Below are 23,904 nucleotides of genomic sequence, written 5' to 3'. Positions count from 1 at the left end.
TCCGATCATGCCTGTTTTGTCCCGTTGCCTGTTGGCCCTGGGGTTAATGCTGAGCAGCGCTTGCGCCCAGCAACCCGCGCCTTTCACTCCACCCGCCGAGCGGCTCAAGCCCGCCAACGAAGCGCCGTGGCCGAAGAACCACTTTCTCGGTATCGCCTACCACGACATCGAGGACCGCGACCCCGATCAGGCGGTGGTGGCGGTGCGTACCGAGCGTTTGATCGAACAGCTGGCGTGGTTACGGGAAAACGGCTACCAGCCGGTCACCGTTGACCAGATCCTCGCCGCCCGCAACGGCGGCCCGGAGCTGCCGGCGAAGGCGATCATGCTCAGCTTCGACGACGGCTACGCGAGCTTCTACACCCGTGTGATGCCGATCCTGCGCAGCTACAACTGGCACGCGTTGCTGGCGCCGGTGGGCTCATGGGTGGATACGCCGCTGAACCAGCCGGTGGATTTCGCCGGCACACCACGGCCGCGTTCGGACTTCCTGACCTGGCAGCAGGTGCGCGAAATCGCCCAATCCGGCCTGGTGGAAATCGCCGCGCACACCGACGCCAATCACAAAGGCGTGCTGGCCAACCCACAGGGCAACCTGCAACCGGCCGCCACCACCCGACGCTTTGACCCTGCGACCAATCGCTACGAAACCGAAGCCCAGTTCCAGGCACGGATGCGCACCGACGTGGCGGCCATCTCCAACAAGATCCGCGCCGTCACCGGCAAGGCACCGCGTGTGTGGGTGTGGCCATATGGCGCCGCCGACGGTACTTCACTGGCCGTCGTGGGCGAGCAGGGCTACCAGATGGCCCTGACCCTGGAAGACGGTCTCGACAGCCTCGGCAACCTGATGAGCAGCCCGCGTTTCCTGGTGGCCTCCGACCCGGACGGCGAGCACTACGCCAACGCCATCGTCGCGACCCAGGCAGAAGCGCCATTGCGGGTACTGCATGTGGACCTGGACAACGTCTACGATCCGGACCCGGAGCAGCAGGTGCGCAACCTCGACAAGCTGATCCAGCGCGTGGTCGACATGGGCGCCAGCACCGTATTCCTGCAAGCTTTCGCCGACCCCAAGGGCGATGGCCTGGTGCATTCGCTGTACTTCCCCAACCGCCATTTGCCGGTGCGCGCCGACCTGTTCAACCGCGTCACCTGGCAACTGCGCACTCGGGCTCACGTAAACGTATTTGCCTGGATGCCGGTGCTCAGCTTCGCCCTCGATTCGAAGCTGCCCCGTGTCACCCGTTGGGACCCGGAAACCGGCAAGGTCGCCATCGACCCGGACCAGTACCAGCGCCTGTCGCCGTTCGATCCGAAGGTGCGGCAGATCATCGGCGAAATCTACGAAGACCTGGCCCGCACCAGTGCCATCGACGGCGTGCTGTTCCACGACGACGCGGTGCTGTCGGACTTTGAAGACGCCAGCCCGCTGGCGCTCAAGGCCTACGCCGCCAACGGCCTGCCGGACACCATCGAAGCCCTGCGCGCCGACCCTGCGGTGATGCAGCGCTGGACCCGTTTCAAGAGCCGCTACCTGATCGACTTCACCCATGAGCTGACCGCCAAGGTCCGCACGCTGCGCGGCCCACAAGTACAGACCGCACGCAATATCTTCGCCGAGCCGATGCTCAATCCGGGCAGTGAAGCCTGGTTCGCGCAGAACCTCGACGACTTCCTCACCAGCTACGACTGGACTGCGCCGATGGCCATGCCATTGATGGAAGGCCAGGACCTCAAGGGCTCCAATGCCTGGCTGGAAAAACTCGTGGCCACCGTCAAGGCCCGCCCCGGCGCCTTGCAACGCACCGTCTTTGAGTTGCAAGCCAAGGACTGGCGCACCCAGGCTGCCCCGGATCTTTCCGGCGCACAAATGGCCGAGTGGATGGGCGTGCTCAAGCGTCAAGGCGTGACCAGTTTTGGCTACTACCCCGACAACTTCCTGGAGAATTCGCCGGATCTGAAAACCGTGCGTCCGGCCCTTTCCAACCAGTGGAATCCTTGACTCATGTTCGACAGAATCCTCGCGCTTATCGTTTTGTCGTTGGTATTGGGTGTGCCCCTTGGCCTGATCTTTCTGGTCACCGGGCAGTTCCTGATGGACTTCGTATTCTTCTATCCGCTGTTTATGTCCGGCCTGTGGATCGCCGGCGGCCTGTACTTCTGGCTGCACTGGGAGCGCCACTGGCCGTGGGCGGATGACACCCCGGCGCCGGTACTCGCCGGCGAGCCGCTTATCTCGATCCTGATCCCTTGCTACAACGAAGGCGACAACGCTGCCGAGACCATCGGCGCCGCGCTGGCCCAGCAATACCGCAACATTGAAGTGATCGCGATCAACGACGGCTCCAGCGACAACACCGCCGCGGTGCTCGATGCGCTGGCGCTGAAAGAGCCGCGCCTGCGGGTGCTGCACCTGGCGCAAAACCAGGGCAAGGCCGTGGCCCTGCGCATGGGCGCGGTAGCAGCACGCAGCGAATATTTGGTGTGCATCGACGGCGATGCGTTGCTCTCGTCGAACACCGCGGCGTACCTGGTGGCGCCGATGCTCGACAACCCGCGCCTTGGTGCCGTCACCGGCAACCCGCGCATTCGCACGCGCTCGACCTTGATCGGCCGGGTGCAGGTGGGCGAGTTCTCTTCGATCATCGGTTTGATCAAGCGCACCCAGCGGGTCTTCGGGCGGATCTTCACCGTCTCCGGCGTGGTGGTGGCGTTTCGGCGGGCGGCCCTGGACCGGGTCGACTACTGGAGCACCGACATGATCACCGAAGACATCGACGTGAGCTGGAAGCTGCAACTGGACCACTGGAGCATCTTCTACGAGCCCCGCGCACTGTGCTGGATCCTGATGCCGGAAACCCTCGGCGGCCTGTGGAAACAGCGTCTGCGCTGGGCCCAGGGCGGCGCCGAAGTGCTGTTCAAGAACATCCGGGGCATCTGGCAATGGCGCCATCGCTACCTGTGGCCGCTGCTGTTCGAGTACTGCCTGTCCACCGGCTGGGCCTTCACCTTTTTGCTCTCGGTGATCTTCTGGGCCGTGGGTAAAGTCGTGACGCTGCCCGCCGCCATCGCCGTCGACTCGCTGATGCCGCCGGCCTTTACCGGCCTGTTGCTGGCAGTGGTGTGCCTGGTGCAATTCGCGGTGAGCATCATGATCGACCGGCGCTATGAAAAGGGCCTGTGGAAAACCCTGTTCTGGACCGTCTGGTACCCGCTGGTGTTCTGGCTGGTCAGCCTGTTCACCACCCTGGTCAGCTTCCCCAAAGTGTTGTTTCGGCAACACCAGAAACGCGCGCGCTGGGTCAGCCCGGATCGCGGTATCAAAGCCCCCACCAAGGAACTGCAACCATGAACCTGATCCGAACCCAACAGCGCCCGGTGATGTGGGCGATCGACGTATTCCTGACCCTGCTGGCCTGGGCTGGCCTGATCCTCTTGCTGGTGCGCGGCATGGTGCCGATGCTCGACAGCCACGGCGGCCCGCGCATTGATGCACCGATTTTTGCGGCACTGGATACCTTGCAGATTTACCTGTGGATCGCTGTGTTCAACGCGGTGGTACTGATCGGTTGGGCGCGTTACCAGCAACAGCGCGGCAAGCGCTTTGCCCAGCGCCGCTCGGCGGCCAAGGCCTTGAGCGACCAGCGTTTGAGCCACAGCTTCAGCCTGGGGGAAGGTGACCTGGAGCAACTGCGCCGCCCGGGTGTGCTGGTGATTCATAACGACCATGAAGGTGGCGTGCAGGAAGTGACAGCGCATGTATCCCGCCATGTGGAGCGGCCAGGGTTGAAGCTGGTGCCGGGGCAGGAGCGGGCGAAAGAGGTCGGTTAACCTGAATGCCGAAAAGTGGGATCCAATTCACAAAGTAGCCGCGAACTTTTCCGGTTTTTTGGCTACTAACCAGTCGTGATACGGGATTGATGGCTAAGTAATGGCAATTGTAAGCCCCTTAGCCGAAGTTGTATCAATACTGTTACCGCTTGTCGGAATAAAAATTCCAATTGCAAGCGATTAAGCGTTGCATGATTTATTTATTGTTAATAATCAGCAACTTAAAGGCCTATTAAACATAACTTCCAACTAAGTCAGATTCTTGGCCGACCGGAAGTTCGATGTTAGTTTGCCGGCCCCCGCTTTCTCGACGGATCGAACATGTCTTTATTACTGCCACGGACTCGGCTGCTGCTGGGCGTTTGCCTGCTGACTTGCTTTGCACTCAATAGTGCGACGGCTGCGCCTACGCCTGGCGATCAGGACCTGATCCGTGATCGGCAAAACCGTCTGCTGGAAGAACAGCGCCGGCGCCTTGAAGACCTCAAGGAACTGCCCGGCAAAGAAGCCAAGCCCGAAGCGCCTGCCACCCCGGCCGACACCCGTTGCTTCCCGATCAAAGACATCGAACTCAAGGGCGCCGACAGCCTGCCTGCGGCCGACCGCGAGCGCCTGCTCAAGCCTTATATCGGCCAGTGCCTGGGCGTGTCCCAGCTCAATCAAGTGCTCAAGGCGATCACCGACTACTACGTCGACAAAGGCATGGTCACCAGCCGTGCTTACTTGCCGCAGCAGGACCTGTCCACCGGCCACCTCCAGGTGTTGGTGGTGGAAGGCAAACTCGAAGGCTTGAAGGGCGCCGACGGCAGCAACCTGTCCCCGCGTGAACTGGCCATGGCCTTTCCAGGCAAGGTTGGCGAGCAGCTCAACCTGCGGGAAATCGAGCAGTTGGTGGACCAGTTGAACCGCTTGCCGTCCAAGCAGGCACAAATGGAACTGACCCCCGGCAGCCAGGTGGGCGGCAGTGAAGTGCAGGTCAAGAACGTCCCGCAAAAACCCTGGCGTGCCAGCCTGTCACGCAATAACGACGGGCAGAAAAGCACCGGCGAACAGCAGTGGGGCGCGGGTCTTGAGTGGGACAGCCCGCTGGGCCTGGCCGACCAGTTGGTGTTGCGCGGCGGCCACGATGCCGTCAGCGACCACCAGAAAACCTCGAAAAACACCATGCTCTACTACAACGTGCCGTGGGGCTGGTGGAACTTCAGCTACACCTACAGCGAGAGTGATTACCGCACCTTTGGCGTAACCAACGACTTTAAATTCAAACAGAACGGCGACAACGAAAACCACCAACTGCGCGCCGAGCGGGTGATCCATCGTGACGACGTGAGCAAGACGTCGGTAAACGTCGGCCTGTCGCACCTGCGCACCAACAACTACATCCTCGACGTGCGCACCGAGCCCAGCAGCAACCGCCTCAGCGAACTGCAACTGGGCATCAACCACGGCCGCCGCATCGGCAATGCCTTCGTCAACCTCGACCTGGGCATGCAAAACGGCATCGGCGCTTTCGATGCCCAGCGCAACGACCAACAGCGCGACCGCCTGGGCAACCTCACGCCAACTCCCGACTACCGCAAATACACCGCAACCGTCAGCTACCTGCAACCGTTCACGCTGTGGGGCGAGTCGTTCACGTTCACCAGCCTGGCTACCGGTCAGCGCAGTGAGGATGTGCTGTACAGCCCCCAGCGCATGAGCCTGGGTGGCTCGTCGTCGATCCGTGGGTTTAAGGACCAGCAACTGACCGGCGACAGCGGCGGCTATTGGCGCAATGACGTGCGCTGGGCCCGTCCGGTGACCTTGAGCTGGCTGCGCCCGGCCTTCGCCGAATACGGTGCCAGCGTCGGCTATGACCAGGGCGTTATCCGCAACGACCGCTACAACGACAACCTGCACGGCCGGGTCTCGAGCAACTCCCTGGAGCTGTTCGCCCGTGGCAAATACGTCAGCACCAGCGTGACCTTTGCCCATTCCCTGGAACGCCCGGCAGTGATGAGCGAGCGCGAAGCGCCGATCTACTTCCGCATGGATTTCTTCCTGTAATTCAACGCCCCGTTACATCGAGAATATGACAATGGATGTTCGCCACTTTGCCTTCCTGGCCCGCCAACCTTCTGCTGCGCTGAAGCCGCGAGACTCGTTCTTCGGCCTGCCCAAGCGCGGCCTGGTGCTGATCCTGGCCAACGCGCTGTTCTGGCAGCCGCTGCTGGCCCAGGCCGAAGGCATTGTGGTCAGTGCGCCGGGCACCACCGTCGGCCAGGCCGGCAATGGCGTACCGGTGGTGAACATCGCCACCCCCAATGGCAGTGGCTTGTCCCATAACCAATTCAAGGACTACAACGTCGGCCCCAACGGCGTGATCCTCAACAACGCCAACGGCCCGATGACGAATACCCAGCTGGGTGGTTACATCGTCGGCAACCCCAACCTCAAGGGCGGCGCGGCCAGCGTCATCCTCAACGAAGTCAACGGCGGCAGCCCCAGTCAACTGCGCGGCTACACCGAAGTGGCGGGCCAGTCGGCCAAAGTCATCGTCGCCAACCCGTACGGCGTCACGTGCAGCGGCTGCGGCTTCATCAACACCCCCAACGTGACCCTCACCACCGGCAAACCGGTGCTCGACGCGAGCGGCCAGTTGCAGCGCTACCAAGTCGATGGCGGCGCCGTGACCATCGACGGCCAAGGCTTGAATGCCAGCAACGTCGACCGTTTCGAGATCATCACCCGCTCGGCCAAGATCAATGCGCAGATCAACGCACGGGAATTGACCGTGATCGCCGGGCGCAACGATGTCGACGCGAAAAGCCTGAAAGCCACCGCGCGCGCCGATGACGGCAGCGCCAAGCCCGAACTGGCCATCGATTCCTCGGCATTGGGCGGCATGTACGCCGGCGCCATCAAACTGGTGGGCACCGAGGCCGGCGTGGGCGTGAAGCTCGACGGTACGCTGGCCGCCAGTGGCGGCGATATCCAGCTGGATGCCAACGGGCGCCTGAGCATGGCGCAGGCGGCGGCCACCGGTAATATCAAGGTCACCGCGCAGAACGTGAACCTGACCGACAAGGTCTACGCCACCGGCAATGTGCAGGTGAGCAGTGCCGAAGAACTGGTCAACCAGAAGAGCCTGGCCGCGGGTCAGCGCATCGAACTCAACGCGATCAAGGTCACCAACCCGGGCATCATCGAAGCGGGCGTGCAGGCTGATAACAGCCGCAATGCCACCGGCGACCTGGTGGTGAACGCGCAGACCGTGAACACCAGCGGTGACCTGCTGGCCAGCCGCGCGTTGGCGATCACCGCCGCGCAGGCGCTGACCAACCAGGGCAGCATCATCCAGGGCAAAACCGTCAGCGTCAGCACCGCCAAGCTCACCAACCAAGGCGCCACCGCCCGTGTGTACGGCGAGCAAAGCCTGGCGATCAGCGCACCGGCGATCGTCAACCTCGGCGGGTTGATTCGCTTCGGTGAAGGCCAGGCCGCTACCCTCGACAGCGCCTCTTTGGACAACCGCCAAGGCCGCATCGAAATGTCCGGCGGCAGCCTGGTGCTGACCAGCGCCGCACTCAACAACAGCGGCGGGCAAGTGATCGCCAACGCCCTGACCGTCAACGCCGGCAGCCTGAATAACCAGAACGGCAAGCTGATTGCCGGCGCCCTCACGGTGAACGCCAGCGACCTCGACAACAGCCTCAAGGGCCTGATCCAGGCCGACAACGGCGCACTGAACCTCACCGTTGCCAATGGGTTCAACAACAGCCAGGGTTTTGCCCAGGCCAGCACCGACCTGAACCTCAACGCCGGCAACCTCAGCAGCAACGCCAACGGCGTACTGAGCGCCAACACCGGCAAGTTGACCCTCGTCACCGCGCAACAGCTCAATAACGCCCAAGGCCGCTTGCAGGCCGGGCAGGGCGATGTCGAGTTGCACGCGGCGAACCTGGATAACCAGAGCGGCGTAATCGTCGGCAAACAACTGCTGCTCGACGTGACCGGCGGTGACATCGACAACCGCGCCGGGCGCGTGGTGGGCGACCAACTCGACGTGCGCGCCTCCGGCCTCGACAACCGCAACGCCGGCCTGCTGGCCGGTGGCGCGCCGGGCGTGAGCCTGCTGCTCAAAGGCCCGGGCCAATTGCTCAATGCCCAAGGCCGTATTCAAAGTGAAGGCCTGTTGCAGGTACAAGGCGAGCGGTTGGACAACAGCGCCGGTATCCTGATCGGCACCTCGGTTGACGTCACCGCGCAGACCCTCAACAACAGCAACAAAGGCTCGCTGGTCAGCAATGGCGGCGACGTGACCCTCAACGTCAGCGACCTGCTGACCAACTCAGGCGGGGTCATCGACGCTGGCGAACGCAGCCTGCTGGTCAAGGCGCTCACCACCCTCGACAACAGCGGCGGCACCCTGCGCGGCAAGCGCCTCGACATCGCCGCGCAGCACCTGAACAACGATGGCGGCCAGCTGCTGGCCGGTAACCAGGGCCTGAGCTACAGCGGCCAGGACGCGACCAACCGCAAAGGCCTGATGCTCAGCGGCGGCGCATCTACCCAACTGGATACCGGCAGCCTGGATAACACCGGCGGCACCGTGCAAGGCGACACCCTGACCGTCAACGCCGACAGCGTAAACAACGCCAGCAACGGCACGTTGGCCAGCCTGGTGGGCAACCTGCAACTGACCGTCGAAGCCCTGGCCAACCAAGGTGGCAAGCTGTTCGGTAAAGAACAGGTGACGATCACTGGCAACACCCTCAACAACAGCGCGGGCGGCCAGATCAGCGGCAACCAACTCAACCTGACTTCACGCGACACGCTCACCAACCAAGGCGGCCTGATTGAAGCCAACCAGGGCCTGACCCTCAACGGTGGCAACCTCGACAACAGCGCACGCGGGCAACTGCGTGCGCTGGCCGGTGCCAGCAGCAGCCTCAACCTCAGCGGCACGCTGAACAACCAGGACGGCACCCTCGAGTTCGGCAGCACAGCCTTCAGCCTCGATGCCACGCACCTGAATAACCAGGGTGGCCAGTTGCAGCACGCGGGCAACGGCCTGTTCCGGATCAACACCGCTAGCCTCACCGGCAGTCAGGGCAACATCAATGGCATGGGCACCGCTGACTGGGCATTCGGCAGCGTCGACGGCCTGGGCCGTCTGCAACTGAACGAAGTGCTCACGTACAAAAGCAGCCTGGGCCTGACCCTCAAGGCCGGCGACCGCATGGCCAGCAGCAAGGGCCTGATCCTCGACGTGGCCAGCCTTAACAACGGCGGCGAACTGCTCAGCGACGGCGACCTCAGCATCACCACCGGCGATATAACCAACAGTGGCCGCGTATCGGCCCTGCAAACCCTCACCGTCGCCGCGAACACTCTCAACCAGAACGGCGGCCGCCTGGCGGCAACCAATGCGCGCCTGACGCTCAGCGGCACCCTGGCCAACCTCGGTTTCCTCACCGCCCGCCAGCAACTGGATATCGCCGCCGCGCAAATCGACAACCGTGGCACCCTCGGTGCCCAGGGCGCGGTGAACCTCACTGCGGTCAACGGCATCACCAATGCGGCCGACACGCTGTTGTTCAGCGGCGGCGACCTTACCCTGCGCGGTAACAGCTTCAGCAACCTTTACGGTGATGTCTACACTAAGGGCAACCTGACCTTTGCCGCCGTCGATGGCGCACGCGCGGCAGGTTTCAGCAACCTTTCCGGCACTGTGGAAAGCGAAGGCAATATCGGCATCAACGCCGCCTTCGTGGAAAACGCCAAGGCTGAATTCGAGTTGGGCCAGACCGTCACCACCGGCAGCCTCAATTGGCAGTGCGGCCAGCACTGCGGCGGGCACGACTCGTTCAAGCGCGGTCAAATCACCATTAACCAGACCATCCTTGAATCCGCGATCAAGGACTCGGCCTCTGCGCGCTTGGTGGCGGGCAAAGACCTGCTGATCCAGGGCGACAATGTTCAGAACCGCTACAGCCTGCTGGCGGCCAATGGCAACCTGAGCATCACCGCCAACGACCTGCTCAATCAGGGCGCGGGCACCCGCACCGGCCAAAACACCATCGTCGTGGGTACACCCAAAAGGATCGACATCGATTATTGGGACCAGATGGAGTTTCGTGACGTCCCAGCGTTCAATGCCGCCGTCGCCGCCGGCAACTTCGACCTGGCGCGGTTTGAAGCACTCAAGGCGCGGTCTTCCGATGACCGTTTTGCCGAGGTCAGTAATGTCACCACCTGGACCGACAACGGCGGCCCTGGCTACGCGGCCACGCTACAAGCCGGCGGCACGGTCAACCTCAACGTTGCTCGCACCCTGCAAAACGGCACCCTGCACGAAAACACCCTGGCGCAGCTCACTGGTACCCTCGGCGAAGACCAGACCGGCATTCCCGTCGGCGGCATCAACATCAACCTGAGCAAACACGCCAACGACCCGAGCGCCCAGGCGCCCGGCAGCGTATTGCCTGTAGTGGGCGTGGCCCCCGGCGGCGGCTTCGTGCCCGTGGACTACACCGGCACCGCCTTCGCCCCGGTCGACCCCACCACTTCGCCCACCTTCCAACTGCCCAAGGGCGAGTACGGCCTGTTCGTCAAAAACGCCGACCCCACCAGCCACTACCTGATCGAAACCAACCCCGAGTTCACCACGGCATCGGGCTTCTTCAGCTCCGACTACATGCTCGGCAAACTCGGCTTCAACAGTGACAACGCCTGGCGCCGCCTCGGCGATGGCCAATACGAGACACGCCTGATTCGCGACGCGGTACTCGCACAAACCGGCCAACGCTTCCTCGCCGGCGGCCTGCTCAGCGACGCCGACCAGTTCCGCTACCTGATGGACAACGCCCTCGCCAGCAAAGACGCCCTGCGCCTGAGCGTCGGCGTGTCCCTCACCGGCCAGCAAGTCGGCGCCCTGACCCACGACATCGTGTGGATGGAAAACCGCGTGGTCGACGGCCAGACCGTCCTCGTGCCGGTGCTCTACCTGGCCCAGGCCGAATCGCGCAACGTGCGCGGCAACAGCCTGATCCAGGGCCGCGACCTCAACCTCGTCACCGGTGGCGACCTAGTTAACGTCGGCACCCTGCGCGCCAGCAACAACCTCAGCGCCGCGAGTGGCGGCAGCCTCTACAACGGCGGCCTGATCGAAGCCGGCAACAACCTGAGCCTGCTGGCCCAAGACAGCATCCGCAACGCCACGGGCGGCGAAATTCGAGGCAATCAAGTCAGCCTTACCGCCCTCAAAGGCGACATCACCAACGACAACACCGCGATCCAGGTACGTGACGGCGCCGGCATGCGCACCCTCACCGATGCTGGCGCGAGCACCATTACCGCGCGTGGCAACCTCGCCATCGACGCCGGCCGTGACCTCACCAACCGTGGCGCACTCACCGCAGGCAACGACGCCACCCTGACCGCCGGCCGCGACCTCAACCTCATCGCCGCCAGCGATACGCGCGTGAAACACGAGTTCAGCGACGGCGGGCACAAATCCACCATCACCACCGACGTCAAAAACCTCGCCGCCAGCGTCACGGCGGGCGGCAACGTCAACATGCAGGCTGGGCAAGACGTCAACATTATTGGCAGCACCGCTACTGCCGGTAAGGACCTGAATATTCAGGCTGGGCGCGATTTCAACGTGACCTCTGTCAGCGATGTGCACAACGTCGAGGGCAAAGAAAAAGACGGTAAAAAACGCATCAAGACGGCCGATGAGCAAACCACGCAGCTGGCCAGTGTGCTGACGGCGGGCGCGGACTTTAAGAGCCAGGCCGGGCGCGACACCACACTGGTGGCGAGCAAGATCAGTGCGGGCAATGAGGCGTATCTGTACAGCGGGGATAAGTTGAACCTGCTGGCGGCTGAGAACAGTACGCATACGTTGTATGACATGAAAAAGGTCAGCGGTTGGGGCAACAAAAAGACCCAGCGTGACGAAGTGACTCGCGTGACCAACGTCGGTACTGAAATCAAAACCGGTGGTGACCTCGTGCTTAAGAGCGGTGGTGATCAGACTTACCAGCTCGCCAAGCTTCAGAGTGGGAAAGACATCACCCTGGACAGTGGTGGTGCCATCACCTTTGAGGCGGTAAAGGACCTGCATCAGGAAAGCCACGAGAAGACTAACAACAATGCGTTTTGGGTCTCTTCCAAAGGCAAGGGCAATACTGATGAAACCCTGCGTCAGAGCCAGTTGATTGCCGAAGGCAACGTGGCAATCAAAGCCGTCGATGGTTTGAAAATCGACATCAACCAGGTTAACCAGCAAACCGTCAGCCAGTCCATTGATGCGATGGTCAAGGCGGATCCGCAGTTGGCGTGGATCAAGGAAGCGGAAAAGCGCGGTGATGTGGATTGGCGTCAGGTCAAGGAAATCCACGACAGCTTCAAGTACAGCAACTCGGGGTTGGGGCCGGCTTCGCAGATCATTATTGCGATTGTGATGGCAGCAGTGGTTGGGCCTATGGCCGCCGCCGCTGCAGGCGGAAGTACGGTGGGCGCCGTCGCAGGCGCGGTTGCGGCGGGAGCCTCAACGAACGCGACCGTCAGTGTGATTAATAATCGAGGCAACCTTGGCGCGGTGCTTAAAGATGTGACTTCTTCGGATGCTATGAAGGGGTACGTCATTGCGGGTGCTACGGCAGGTCTGACGGCAGAGTTTTTCGGTGATTGGACTGGAACCGAAACAAACACGGCGACTGGGAAAATTACAACGCCGGGCATCCTGAATAGCTGGAGCGGTGTTGGTCAATTCGCAGCCAACCAAACGCTGCAGAGCGGCACGTCCATGCTGTTGAGCAAGGCGCTCGGACAAGGTGGCAGTGCCAGCGATGCGCTGAAAAACGCGTTGTTCAATACCTTGGCGGCTGCCAGTTTCAATTTGTTGGGTAATTACACCAAGAATGTGTTCGCAGACGGTTCCGCACCGAAAGTTGCGATTCACGCCATGGTCGGTGGGTTGCTGGCAGAGGCCACTGGAGGAGACTTCAAGACCGGCGCCTTGGCAGCAGGGGCGAGCGAGGCATTGGTCACCCATCTGGACGGCTTGGTTAAAGGCGACGATAACTTGCTTACGATGAGTTCGCAGATCGTCGGCGTGCTGGCGGCAGCAGCACAAGGCGACGTGGACGCGGCTGCGCTGGAAAAAGGTAGTTGGGTGGCGCAAAACGCAACGCAATATAACTATCTGAACCACAATCAGCTTGAGAGAGCAGCCAAGAAGATAGCGGCGTGCACGGACACTTCCTGCATTGAAGACACCACACGTAAATTCAAAGAGTTGAGTCTTCAACAAGATATTGACGCGATCGCCGGCTGTAAGGCTGATCCTTCTACGTGTGCAGCGCGGTCTAAAGAAGTCGCCAATACCATGGCGGATCTCAACCCAATCAAAGACATCGTGGAGTACGGCTCGCCGAAGGCTCGAGAAGCAGTACAAAACCTCATTAATTCGAACTTTGAATTCCAGGAGATGTTAGCGACAGCGACGACTGAGCACACGGTCGGGGCGATGGTCGATACGCTTAAAGCAAAATGGAATTTGAGCGACGCGCAGGCGCAGGAAATTACGAACGATCTCAAAATCGCGCTTGCAGTTGGGTTAGGTACAGCGGCGGGAGCCTTGGCTTACAAGCGCGCCGTTGCGGCCAGTAAGAGAGAGACCCCGCCACCTTCAAGGCCGGATCTAATGCCGCCGGAAAACGGCAAAAATGTTTGGGATCTTGAACCTCGGGCGAGAGGTAGGCAGATTGAGACAACGCTTACTGATACGGACTATAAGGACTGGGCCCGGACGGACAACCTCATCAATCCCAAGACCGGGCAACCCTTTAAATCCAATAACTTCCCAGTTATTGACTTCCAACTCGACACTAATGTGGTGAGTTTGAAAACGATTGATACCCGAGGTAAAGGGTGGTCTTATGACATGAGAACCCATATGGACACCTTGCAAAGTTCAAAAATTACCGTGGATGGCGTACCGGCAACGAAAATTTTGGACATCCGAGTTCAACCGGGCGGAATGGCTGACGCGAGCAAGCTTATAGAGTATGGAAAGCAACGTAATATTACTGTGATTATTAAAGAGTTCGGTGGCTAATCATATGGCTGAAATTGAAATTGTCTTTAGCGAGAGGCTACATGATGGCGCTTCAGTTGTATGGGGGCGGCTAATACAACAGCTCAAAAACTTTAATGAGGATGCCGTCATTGATGGCTTTACCGGCAAGGAAATAGGGTTGGCGGACGTTTCGAATTACTTGAAGAAAAACAAGTGTCAGAGTTTTTTTATTGAGCTGGCAAACGGTTCTGTCGAGTTTTCGTATGTGGCAGATAAAGCGTTTTATCGGCTTGATATAAAACACTTGGCGAATTCGATTGAAGTGGCACAGCCTATGATTGAAGCGTTAATCGATGAGCCCGGCTTTGTTCAGGCTCGAATTTACGACGGCGAGTATGATCGATGGCAAAATGCCGAGAGTCTTACGCTCTTTGAAGTTGAGCGCGTTGAGCACGCTCATCTGCCTAAGAAAAGTAATGGGCTGCCTTTTCCGCTGACCCAAGAGATCGTAGATATATCAAAAAATCCTGGGCGTTGGATTTTAAGAAACGGCTACATTGAGGCGGTTGGCGCTTTCATGTGGGTAAGCAAATCCTTGCTTCAGTTAGTGGGTGTCGACGAAAAGAAGTTAATGGATATCGACTGCTTTGCAGTAGAAGATTTGGGCGGCGTTTTGAAGATTGCTGCCTATAACCAGTGCTTCACTGCAGCCGTAGGGGCTCAGGCAGAGAGGCAGGACTTGCTGAGAAAAGTTTTGTTTAACGCGTGAATTAGAGCGAGAGTCGGGCGCGGGAAATAGGGTTCAGGCCACGGTTTTCTAATTAAAGTATTAATGGTGGTCTGACCCCTATTTCTCGGTCGATGATATAACAGGATTGCCGAAAAGAGACTATCGTAAAGGGGACGGATTTATTTAAATATATAGAACTCCAGATGAGTTGATTAAATAAATCCGTCCCCTTTGAGTCGGCTTGTCCATTTAGTAGCGGTAAAAAATCATGGCAGCAGAAAAGGAACTTCAACAATGAAATATTGGAGCGTATACCGGAAAGCTCTTTACCTCTTCACCCTGTTCAATCTAACTCTATTAACAGGCTGCGCAGGAATTCCCTACGAAAGGCTCGAGGACCAGATTTCCATCCAAAAGGATCTTTCCGTAAGGCCTGACGAGATTGTCACGATGAGTCAGGTGACTTGGTGCACCTATCCTTATGGTGACATGATCCCGTGTCACCCACAGGATGCACTTGCGGTACAGACACGTACAAAGCTGATACTTGCCAGTTATAGCGGTCAGCACTACAAACCCGACTTAACAGTAACGGTCAGTGACGTCATGTGCGCCCACCTCTACGAGTCCAGAGAGACATCGCCGAATTTCTATTTATTCACCAAAGAGTATGGGCTGCAGATTTGGACATTCGATGTGCACAATAAACCGGACATGAAGAAGAAAAAACTCATGCTCGACGTCATGGTGCAGCCAGGCAAAAAAGCTTATGTCGGGCCAGAGGGTAATTTTGTAGAAGCCTCCGGGCGGACCAGTGAGGCAACTTATGTTACGAAGTCTCCTGCTATTGTCTATACAACAAATACAGAGATAATGCAGATGATCAATCCATGTGGTCGGGAGCTAAAAAAAGAAAAAGGGGCGGATTTATCTAATTGAAATGCGTTGTCCTATAAGACGAGAAATATAGAGCAGGCAATGTTTTTCTAATTAAAGTATTAACAGTGCTATGACCCCTGTTTCTCCAGTAGATAAATAATGCCCTACGAAAAAATTACGTATGACGAAATTCAGCAGGTAGTGCAGCGGCTTTACAATAAGGCGTTGGGAGAGCTGAATTTAAAGCCTGAGCAGGCATTCGCCTACGTACAAGATGAGTCTGAGCTTCTCCATAATGATGACCCTGTCACTAATGTTGTTTTGCAAACAGCTATATATAAGTGGGGTGCAGTTCATGGAGTTAAACTTTCGAAGGAGAGTGTATATGCTCAGGATATGTTGGAAGTTCTATCTGATGCATGTAGAAAGTTTGATTTATTGAGTGAGGCCGAGAAGGGTGGGTTGGGTGTTAAATTCGAGCTGGTTGCTGCAGAAATCTCAGCTGTTAAAGAGCTTTATCTATAAGGTTAGGAAAATCGGGATCACTCCACGATTATTGAGAAGGCAGATATTGGTGGTCTGTCCCTATTCACCCCTTAATCAATTACCCATAACAGCTTGATATGTGAGCTTGGGAGTTATCTTGAAGAATCTTTTGCTAGCCTTCTTTTCTGCTTTGTTCCTGAGTGGCTGCGGCTCCACTAGCTATGAGAAGCCTATTCCCTACGATCAGGCAACCACCGCACGCATCCGCCTTTTTGGGAATAACGGTTTGCCGGTTGCCATCAATCCCGGACAAGACTGCGCTTCGAGTAAAGAGCCTCTTTATGCCTACGGTTATACCGTTGCAGATAAGGTCAATTCCACCCTGGGGCAACACACCAAACGAAGTGTCGGAATGCCTGCTTCCTGGAGAAGTGATCACCTGAGCTACGGCGAGTCTTACGCGGAGTTTGTTATACCCGCGGGTTTACCGTCTGTAGTCGTGATGAAAATGCTTTCCGGCGAGGCGTTTTGTGTGCCAGATCCCCGCGTGTTTGTTCCTGAGGCGGGTAAAGACTATGAGGCATACCTTCAGAGGCAGGGCGGGCAATGCGGTGGGGTAATTCGGTTGCTCTCCGGCGTAGAGGCGCCTGGCGCTGTCGCAGAGGTGCCGTCGAGTAGATGCGCAAAAAAATAGGTGTGTTCATCGGTTTGAGTCGGCAGCTATTCACGCTTGGCGTGCAGCGCAATAGCCGGGGTACAGAGAGGCGGACCACAGGTGAAGGAAAACGGGGTCAGATCACGATTTTTCTGGGGGGAGAAGAATAGTGGTCTGTCCCCTACTTTCCTAGTTAAAGATGGGAGAATAGTTAATGGACAATAAAGAAGCCCTTAAAGTCATTAATAGTATGATGTGGATTAAGAAAGCCTCAATTTTCCTTCTGTTGCTTGATTATGCTCTACGTAATTTTGATGCGGCGAGTGATACGCAAGAAAAATGTCAGGAGGCAGTTGATAGATGTTGGCGATGGTTGTCTGATCGAGGGCTCAGTGCCGATGACTTAGCATATTACCTAGACTCCGATGAGATGCAGAGCGGACTGTTGGCAGAAGGAAATTTTGCAACTGAAAGCGTAGAACAAAATAGTTTAATTTTAATATTGTTGGTGGTCGGTTTTTTTGCGAATAAGGCCTATAAGATTGCAGGGCTACAAGAGCAAATGTCTGAGCCGATATGTGAGGCGGACGAGAGCTCTGCTGTATATATTGTTGATTATATTGAGCGGATAGGCTTGTCTGATAAGTTGAGTGCTTATCTATTTGCCAACGCTGATCGTTGAAGTGATTTTGAATTTAAGAAGGACACGGGGCCAGATCACGATTTTATTAACGGATTGTTTTTATTTTGGTCTGACCCCAGTTTGTCTATTTAGCTGCGGTAGGAACATCTCGGCTGTAGAAAAAGACGTAAAGGGGGCGAACTCGATTTGGATGATGCTATTAACAAAATAGCTGTTCTTGGTCATAAAGGACCTCATCCTCAAGACTATCATGCCTATATATGATCAGCTTCGTAGTAAAAGCGGCAGCTTTAATCTTGGCCGAGGAGTAAATAATGACTATTGATGAGCATTGGATTCCGGGGTTTGGAGGTGTCGTTACTTGGTTTGCCATGGATAAAGCGGGCGCTATTGCCATCATGGTGAATAACTGTTTTGGGCCGTTACCAACAGTTTTGTTGGAAGTGGCGGATGTGGAGCAGAAGCTTGATAGCTTAAGTGAGTATTTGTGGGAAGAGTCTGAAAGCTACAAAGAATATCCTGAAGCCAAAAACGGTAAAGCTATTCTTGATCTATATTCTGCTTATGCATATCGGCACCTAGTGTCTAAGACGGAAGTGGAAGCATGGATAGCGCATCGATCATCACCTCAAATCAGATTAACCGAATATAATCTTCCAGCGATTAAAGGTGTCTATCTATACCATGCTATAGAAGGTAGCGTGCCTGGAGAGGACTACCCTTCAGGTTATGATGGAGAATCCGAAATGGGAGACTATTTTCGGTATTTAGTTCCTAGTGTCAAGGCTAATATAGAAGATATTCCTTTTGAGCTTAGGGGTATAATTGTTGTTTCTGAAACGCTGAAGTTTTCAGACGTGCGCTTTTGGTCTGGAACTTCTGTTGATGAGCATTTCTCTCGAATGTATTAATGAGTAAGGATGCAAGAGCCGTAGGTGGCGCGGTTTTATCCAAATATTTTAAGGTGGGTCGATTAAATAAATCCGTCCCCTTTGACCAGTGAGTATAAAAAATGGAAAACTTGGAACGCTCCGAATTAAAGTTTCCGAGTATGAGAGAGGAGCTGGTTTCCTATCTGGCAGGCTTGTCGGACTCAGATTACCAGTACCGTGCCTGGGTAGAGCGTTCATCGCCGGATTTAGCTTATGATAAACTTGATTACACAATACATTTTTTATATGACGATACAGGGCTCGCTGAAAATGCATACATTTGGATAGGGCTAGTTTTGAAAAATGATCAGGAAGCTAGAGCCATCGAGGACGTGGTTCTAGCTATTGACGCGCTTTTTGATAAGTATGGTACTGATCTTTCTGATAAAGAGTATTTGGAAAAAGAAGAGTGGGCACGCATAGTGTGCGTTTCTAAAGATGCTTTAAAAGTTTTGCTTCATGGTAAGTGAGGTTGTTTAACCGAGTTAAAGGGGCGGCACCCAGGCCGCCCCTTTAACTCAGGATGGATAGGCATTGAGCCGGCGACCGATGACATCCAGCAAATCACACCCATCGCGCAGCGGAATAGCCAGCAATTGGGCGAAGTCTTGAAGCACCACAGCATCGCTGCTGAGCTGTTCACGGAAGGCAAGGTTTTCCAGCAGTTGGGTGACGGCGCGAATCCGGTACACGGCGGCGTCGTGGAGGACATCGAGGGGCGCATGGGTGTCGATAATCAGGGCGGGGACGGTGCAGTCGTGGCCCGTGAGGGGCATGTATCGATTCATTGTCAGTACTCTGTTGGTGGATTAAGCCACCACTCATTCGTCGCCAAACGAATGGGTGGCAGCTGTACGCAGGTTGGCGAACCGGCAACAGAGTAAACCGGCAGACCCGAAGGTCTCCCACGCACAGCCGCCATATCATGCACAGCTTTGCGGGTGCAAAAACACCTGCATAGAAGCGGGATGCTTTTGCGCTCTGTTGTCAGGTCGCCAAACCTGAATCGCCATGTGGGCGACGGCCCGGACTATAAGCCCGCACCCAAACCCACGCAAGGCAGCAAAGTACTGGCCCAATCACAAGGCCTCATGTCTTCACCCCCATTGCCGACACACTGGCGTTGAACCCACCACCAACATTAAAGGACTGATGTGAAAAACCTTCTCCTGATTCTCCTCTCCACCCTCATCCTCGGCGGCTGCGTCAGCCAGCCCCTCACGCCCGAGCATCGTGCGCAGGTCAAGACGGTCAAAGTGCTGCCCGTAAAGTGGGAAAAGAACATGGTCTATATGGGCCGTGAACAAGCCTGGGGTGCAGCCCTGGGCGCCGGGCTTGGCGCGGGCGTCGGCATGGCCAGCGGCGCGTCCAAGCTGGGCACGGCGGCCTTGAGCGGCGCGGGGTTTGCCGCCGGCATGAAGGCGGGGCAACTGGCCGAGATGTCGACGCCGGCGGCGATCCTCACGGTGATGGACGCCGAAAATATCGACTTGGGCGTGTTGCTCAAGCAGGCCTTTATCGATGCCTTGGGTAAGACGTCATCGCTCAAAGTGGTGGGTGACGACGAGCCGGCCGACGCGCAGATTCAACTGACGGTGGGCGAGTGGGGTTTTCGCCTGACCCAGGGTTTCAGCAGCGTGGTCTACCCAACGCTCACCGTGGTGGCGCGCATGGACCGTGGCGACGAGATGCTCTGGCGCACGGTGGAGACGGTCACGCCGTTCAATGGTCAGAATGTCTACGGCTACACACCGCTCACTTATCGCACTGATCCTGAGGCGTTGCGCCGCGCGTTGACGGGTATTACGCAGATCTCCGGTGGATATCTGGTGAAAGAGCTCAAGTAACTCCGCGAGCAGATCAGGAAATACCAGGAGAGTGACAATGGAAAACACATCTGAAATACGACAGTTGATCAGCGAGATTACCTCGGCTGTGGGCTATGAAGGGGACTTTGGCGACCGTATAGATAACGTCGACTTGATACTGAGCAAGGTGGATGCCGCGAGTCGCAATGGTGTTCCTGCTGACTATCTGGAGTTCCTTGCCACCTTTGGGTTTGGTGAGCTGGACTGTGCGCTCTATGTGAGTGATGGGCCGGTAAGGTATACCGCTCTAGCCGATGCAGACGCGGGCATCTATGCCGGGCTGTATGTCTTCGCGGGGGACTCCTGCGAGGTTTCATACGCTTTTGATACTCGGAGCAATTGGGCGATCGTTGAGCTGGACGCTGAAATCGATGAGGTTGAAGTCGTGTCTGAAGACTTTTCGAGCTTCATTTTGAATAAGCTGGCTTATGTAAAAGATTTGATCGAAAGGAGGCAGGCATGGAGCTCTACAACTTCACCGAAGGCCAACTGAACGGCCCCGCCGAGGCTGCATTTGTCGACGGCCTCAACGCCACCCTGGGCGTCGCGCTCCCGCCGAGCTACCTCGATTTTCTCAAAGCACACGATGGCGGTGATGGCTTTATCGGCGACCATTACATCGTCTTCTGGCAAGCGCAGGAATTGGCTGACTTCAATCGAGAGTACGAGGTTGGAACCTATGCCCCGGGCATCTTTCTATTTGCTTGCGATGGTGGTGGGGAAGGCTACGGTTTTGACACCAATGAGGCTTCGATGCCAATTGTGCGCATCCCCTTTATCGGTATGGATCGCCAGTATGCCGAGCCGGTCGCGCAGGATGTGCCCGAGTTTTTTGTTCGGTTAGCGCTTGAGCCTGAGCGGTAGGCCACGGTGCCATAACGCGCAGCATCTTGAACATTTTGTATATCCCATTGTCTTTACCCCGCCCACCCGCAACCGGTCGGGCTGCATGGACTGCAGCGTTTTCAAATGACATTAAGGATTAATGTGAACCTCGCCCCCAAAACCTCTTCTCTGTCATCGCCGGCTGCGGTGCATATTTGCGCGCCTGCGTTTCAGAAAGGCACCCGGGGGGAATGCATCGGATCAATTGATCCCTCTCTCAGTACACCTACTGCCGCCGGGCCTATTGGCGGCTTTTAATGTAGTTCATGGAGTTTGAAATGAAGCGTAAGCAGTTCCAGAAAAGCCTGTTGGCACTCATGGTCGGCGCAATCAGTACGCAAGCGCTGGCGGTGGAATTCGACCTGGGGCAGGGCAAGAATATTTGGGTCGGCGAGAGCTTTAATGAGTCATTGATTATCAACGGGACGTTCTCCGAAGTAGTGGTGCCGACCACTACCAACCCTGCCGGACTGGGTGTGGCCAACACCACTATCCAGGGTTCGTTGATCAACCGTGCCGACATCACTCTGGATTCCCAGGGCGCCGCCATCCGTGCGATTGCCCTGGACCCGCTGTTCTGGTCGGGCCCGCAAAACCTGAGCCCGGGAACTGTCACCGGGGACGTGGTCCAGGCGGGCAACATTCTTATGAAAAATGGGGGTTACGAGGGCCTTGAGATCGGCGCGACGACCATCGGTGGAAGTGTCATCAACTCCGGCACCATCCGTTCCACGCTGCCCCTGACCCCGCCGGCTTCACCCTCCTACGTGGATGGCGGTGAAGGCATTTACCTGCATGGCACCACCATCGCCGGCGACGTTTCCAACACCGGCGTAATCGACTTGAACGGTGATTACTCAATCGGCCTGATCCTCGACCGTCAGAACAATCTGGGCACCACCGTCGGTGGCAAAATCCTCAACGCCGGCACGCTCAAGGCAACAGGCGAGGGCGCCTGGGGTATCGAGGTGGAAACTGACACCAATCCTCTGCGCATTGAAAACAGCGGTCTGCTTTCCGCCAACGGCAATGACGCCAAGACGGTGATGTTTCTAAACGGCACGGTCGACTACATCCTCAACACCGGCACCCTTGAGGCCACGGGCACCAACGCCAATGCCTTCGAGTTTGCCGGGGCAACCTTTGCCCAGAACAGCGCAACCGGTGCGCGTGGCATCGTTAACCGCGGCACGATCAGCGCCGATGGCACAGCCATTCACGTGGACGCTGCCGATCAGACTTCGGCGTTTGAGATCAACCAGCAAGCCGGCGAGATCCGCAGTAACTCCGGCACCGCCATCGACGCCGCCAACCTCGCCACGCTGAACTGGACCGGCGGCAAAATTACCGGCGACCTGCTCAACTTGAGCGCGGTGAATGTCGCAGGCCAAGCCGATTTCACCGGCAGCCGCATCATCGCCCCGGTCTCGATCAACTCCGGCTCGCTGAACCTTTCCGCCCCGGGCACCACGATCACCGGCGACCTTAACGTTGCCAACGGCGCGGGCATCGATATGCATCTGTCCGACAGCGTCGTGCCGACCACGCCGTACCTGAACGTGAATGGCAACGCCACGTTCGCCCAGGCCTCGAAGCTGACGGTGAGCGCGCAGCCAGGCGACTTCGCACGCACCAACAACGGCACCCAATACACCTTGGTGCAAGCCAACAGCGTGCAGAACAACGGCCTGTCGGTCGCCAGTTCGTCGTCGTTGCTCGACGTGCTCAGCTACTCGGCCGACGCGCAAACCGTCAAGGCGGTGGTGGCGGTCAAGGACAACCAGCAAGTGCAGCAAGAGCTGGCCGGCGTGGGCGCCAGTGCCGCAGCGGCCACGGCGGTCAATACCTTCAAAAATGACGTGCTCGGCAGCCTCAACCAGAACGATCAAGTGTTCCAGGCCCTGGCCAACGCCGGTACTGCGCAGCAACTGGCGCAAGTCAGCGAACAACTCAAGCCAGACGTCAACCGCGGCGCCCTGGACGTGGCGTTGTCGGGCCAAACCGTGATCAACGGTGCGATCTTCAACCGCCTCACCGACCAGCGCGAAAGCCATCAAACCGGCGGCGTGTGGGTGCAGGGCCTGAGCAGCAACATGGACCAGGACGGGCGTGGCGGCAACAACGGCTACTCGGCCAACAGCAGCGGCATGGCCGTGGGTGTGGACGGGCGCTTGAACGACACCACCACGTTGGGCGTGGCGTACAGCTACCTTAACTCCAACATCCATTCCGACCTCGGCAACAAGACCGAAGTGGAGGGCCATGCGCTGTCGCTGTACGGCAACTGGTCGCTGCAAAACTGGTTTGTCGACGGCAGCCTCAGCTATGGCCATAACGACAACGACAGCAAACGCCATATCGCCGGCACCACAGCCAAGGGCAGTTACGACAGCAATGTGCTGTCTGCCAGTGTGATCGGCGGCTACAGCTTCAAGCCGTCGCAGGCCGTGGTGATCGAGCCGCGCGTGGCAGCGCGTTACGCCAACGTGCGCATGGACGGTTTCGACGAGAAGGGTTCTTCGGCCGCGCTGAGCACCCAGTCGCAACGCTATGAAGTGGGCGAGCTGGGCGCTGGTGTGCGTTTGGCGGGCAACTTGCCCATGGGCGCCGGTAGCCTGCAGCCGGAAGCAACCTTGATGGCGTATCACGACCTGATGGGTGATCGCGTCGCACAAACCTCCAGCTATGTGCTTGGCGGTTCTGCGTTCACCGTTACCGGCGCTTCGGTGGCGCGTGACAGCTATGAAGCCAGTGTTGGCGTGAACTACCAGGTGTCGGACTTTACCGTGGGGGCCAGCTACACCCGCCAGGCCCGCAGTGGGTTTGATGCGGATGGGGTGATGCTCAAGGCGCGTTACGCGTTTTAAGTATTACAACCGATAGAAAACGGCGTCGGGCTGCGGTTCTCCCACGTAGCCCG

The 23,904-nt window shown here is 57.6% G+C and carries 17 protein-coding genes and 1 pseudogene; 17 read left to right on the top strand and 1 reads right to left on the bottom strand.

Annotated features, from left to right (window positions below; all coding sequences use genetic code 11):
* Window positions 1–7 precede the first annotated feature (7 nt).
* The 13 genes and pseudogenes from pgaB to AU074_RS16220 all read left to right on the top strand — a co-directional run bounded on the left by pgaB (window position 8) and on the right by AU074_RS16220 (window position 18,701).
* A complete protein-coding gene (gene pgaB, locus AU074_RS16275; RefSeq protein ID WP_076015574.1) occupies window positions 8–2,005 on the top strand; it encodes a poly-beta-1,6-N-acetyl-D-glucosamine N-deacetylase PgaB in 1,998 nt (665 codons plus the stop codon).
* Window positions 2,006–2,008: 3 nt separating this feature from the next.
* Window positions 2,009–3,355 (top strand): poly-beta-1,6-N-acetyl-D-glucosamine synthase, encoded by a 1,347-nt coding sequence (pgaC, locus tag AU074_RS16270; protein WP_076015573.1) that lies wholly within the window; start codon window positions 2,009–2,011, stop codon window positions 3,353–3,355.
* Entirely contained in the window at window positions 3,352–3,834 is a 483-nt protein-coding gene (gene pgaD, locus AU074_RS16265) for a poly-beta-1,6-N-acetyl-D-glucosamine biosynthesis protein PgaD (protein WP_076015572.1), read from the top strand. The genes pgaC and pgaD overlap by 4 nt, the downstream gene beginning before the upstream one ends.
* 321 nt (window positions 3,835–4,155) lie before the next feature.
* Window positions 4,156–5,880 (top strand): ShlB/FhaC/HecB family hemolysin secretion/activation protein, encoded by a 1,725-nt coding sequence (locus tag AU074_RS16260; RefSeq protein WP_076015571.1) that lies wholly within the window; start codon window positions 4,156–4,158, stop codon window positions 5,878–5,880.
* A gap of 31 nt (window positions 5,881–5,911) precedes the next feature.
* The gene (locus tag AU074_RS16255) at window positions 5,912–13,945 is read left to right on the top strand and encodes a DUF637 domain-containing protein (protein WP_076015570.1); all 8,034 of its coding nucleotides are present in this window, start codon (window positions 5,912–5,914) and stop codon (window positions 13,943–13,945) included.
* Window positions 13,946–13,949: 4 nt separating this feature from the next.
* Window positions 13,950–14,675: a hypothetical protein gene (locus AU074_RS16250; protein ID WP_076015569.1), complete on the top strand. Its 726-nt coding sequence runs from the start codon at window positions 13,950–13,952 to the stop codon at window positions 14,673–14,675.
* Window positions 14,676–14,930: 255 nt separating this feature from the next.
* Window positions 14,931–15,575: a hypothetical protein gene (locus AU074_RS16245; RefSeq protein ID WP_076015568.1), complete on the top strand. Its 645-nt coding sequence runs from the start codon at window positions 14,931–14,933 to the stop codon at window positions 15,573–15,575.
* Between the two features lie 99 nt (window positions 15,576–15,674).
* Complete coding sequence (locus AU074_RS16240) at window positions 15,675–16,040, top strand: hypothetical protein (protein WP_076015567.1); 366 nt, start codon at window positions 15,675–15,677, stop codon at window positions 16,038–16,040.
* Window positions 16,041–16,158: 118 nt separating this feature from the next.
* Window positions 16,159–16,695: a hypothetical protein gene (locus AU074_RS16235; protein WP_143503592.1), complete on the top strand. Its 537-nt coding sequence runs from the start codon at window positions 16,159–16,161 to the stop codon at window positions 16,693–16,695.
* Between the two features lie 175 nt (window positions 16,696–16,870).
* On the top strand, window positions 16,871–17,338 hold the full coding sequence (locus AU074_RS16230; RefSeq protein WP_076015565.1) for an Imm6 family immunity protein: 468 nt from the start codon (window positions 16,871–16,873) through the stop codon (window positions 17,336–17,338).
* 138 nt (window positions 17,339–17,476) lie between these two features.
* A pseudogene (locus AU074_RS34870) lies at window positions 17,477–17,563 on the top strand (hypothetical protein); the annotation flags it as partial.
* 50 nt (window positions 17,564–17,613) lie between these two features.
* Complete coding sequence (locus AU074_RS16225; RefSeq protein WP_076015564.1) at window positions 17,614–18,210, top strand: hypothetical protein; 597 nt, start codon at window positions 17,614–17,616, stop codon at window positions 18,208–18,210.
* A 101-nt stretch (window positions 18,211–18,311) separates the two neighbouring features.
* On the top strand, window positions 18,312–18,701 hold the full coding sequence (locus tag AU074_RS16220) for a hypothetical protein (protein WP_076015563.1): 390 nt from the start codon (window positions 18,312–18,314) through the stop codon (window positions 18,699–18,701).
* Window positions 18,702–18,749: 48 nt separating this feature from the next.
* On the opposite strand, the gene AU074_RS16215 is transcribed toward AU074_RS16220, so the two are convergent.
* Window positions 18,750–19,007, bottom strand: coding sequence for a hypothetical protein (locus AU074_RS16215; protein ID WP_076015562.1), 258 nt, complete (start codon window positions 19,005–19,007; stop codon window positions 18,750–18,752).
* 378 nt (window positions 19,008–19,385) lie between these two features.
* Here AU074_RS16215 and AU074_RS16210 point away from each other — a divergent pair, with 378 nt between their 5' ends.
* The 4 genes from AU074_RS16210 (at window position 19,386) to AU074_RS16195 (ending at window position 23,851) form a co-directional block, all read left to right on the top strand.
* Window positions 19,386–20,078 (top strand): hypothetical protein, encoded by a 693-nt coding sequence (locus tag AU074_RS16210; protein ID WP_063033648.1) that lies wholly within the window; start codon window positions 19,386–19,388, stop codon window positions 20,076–20,078.
* 37 nt (window positions 20,079–20,115) lie between these two features.
* Window positions 20,116–20,592: an SMI1/KNR4 family protein gene (locus tag AU074_RS16205; protein WP_076015561.1), complete on the top strand. Its 477-nt coding sequence runs from the start codon at window positions 20,116–20,118 to the stop codon at window positions 20,590–20,592.
* A complete protein-coding gene (locus tag AU074_RS16200; protein ID WP_076015560.1) occupies window positions 20,559–20,963 on the top strand; it encodes an SMI1/KNR4 family protein in 405 nt (134 codons plus the stop codon). Before AU074_RS16205 ends, AU074_RS16200 begins: the two co-directional genes overlap by 34 nt.
* 299 nt (window positions 20,964–21,262) lie before the next feature.
* Window positions 21,263–23,851 carry an autotransporter outer membrane beta-barrel domain-containing protein gene (locus AU074_RS16195; protein ID WP_076015559.1) on the top strand — a complete coding sequence of 863 codons (2,589 nt, stop codon included), beginning with the start codon at window positions 21,263–21,265 and terminating at the stop codon, window positions 23,849–23,851.
* The last annotated feature ends 53 nt before the right edge of the window (window positions 23,852–23,904 follow it).

Source organism: Pseudomonas sp. ATCC PTA-122608, from assembly GCF_001952855.1.
GTDB lineage: Bacteria > Pseudomonadota > Gammaproteobacteria > Pseudomonadales > Pseudomonadaceae > Aquipseudomonas.
Note: the sequence above shows the minus strand (reverse complement) of the source record. Positions and strands in the feature narration are given on the sequence as shown.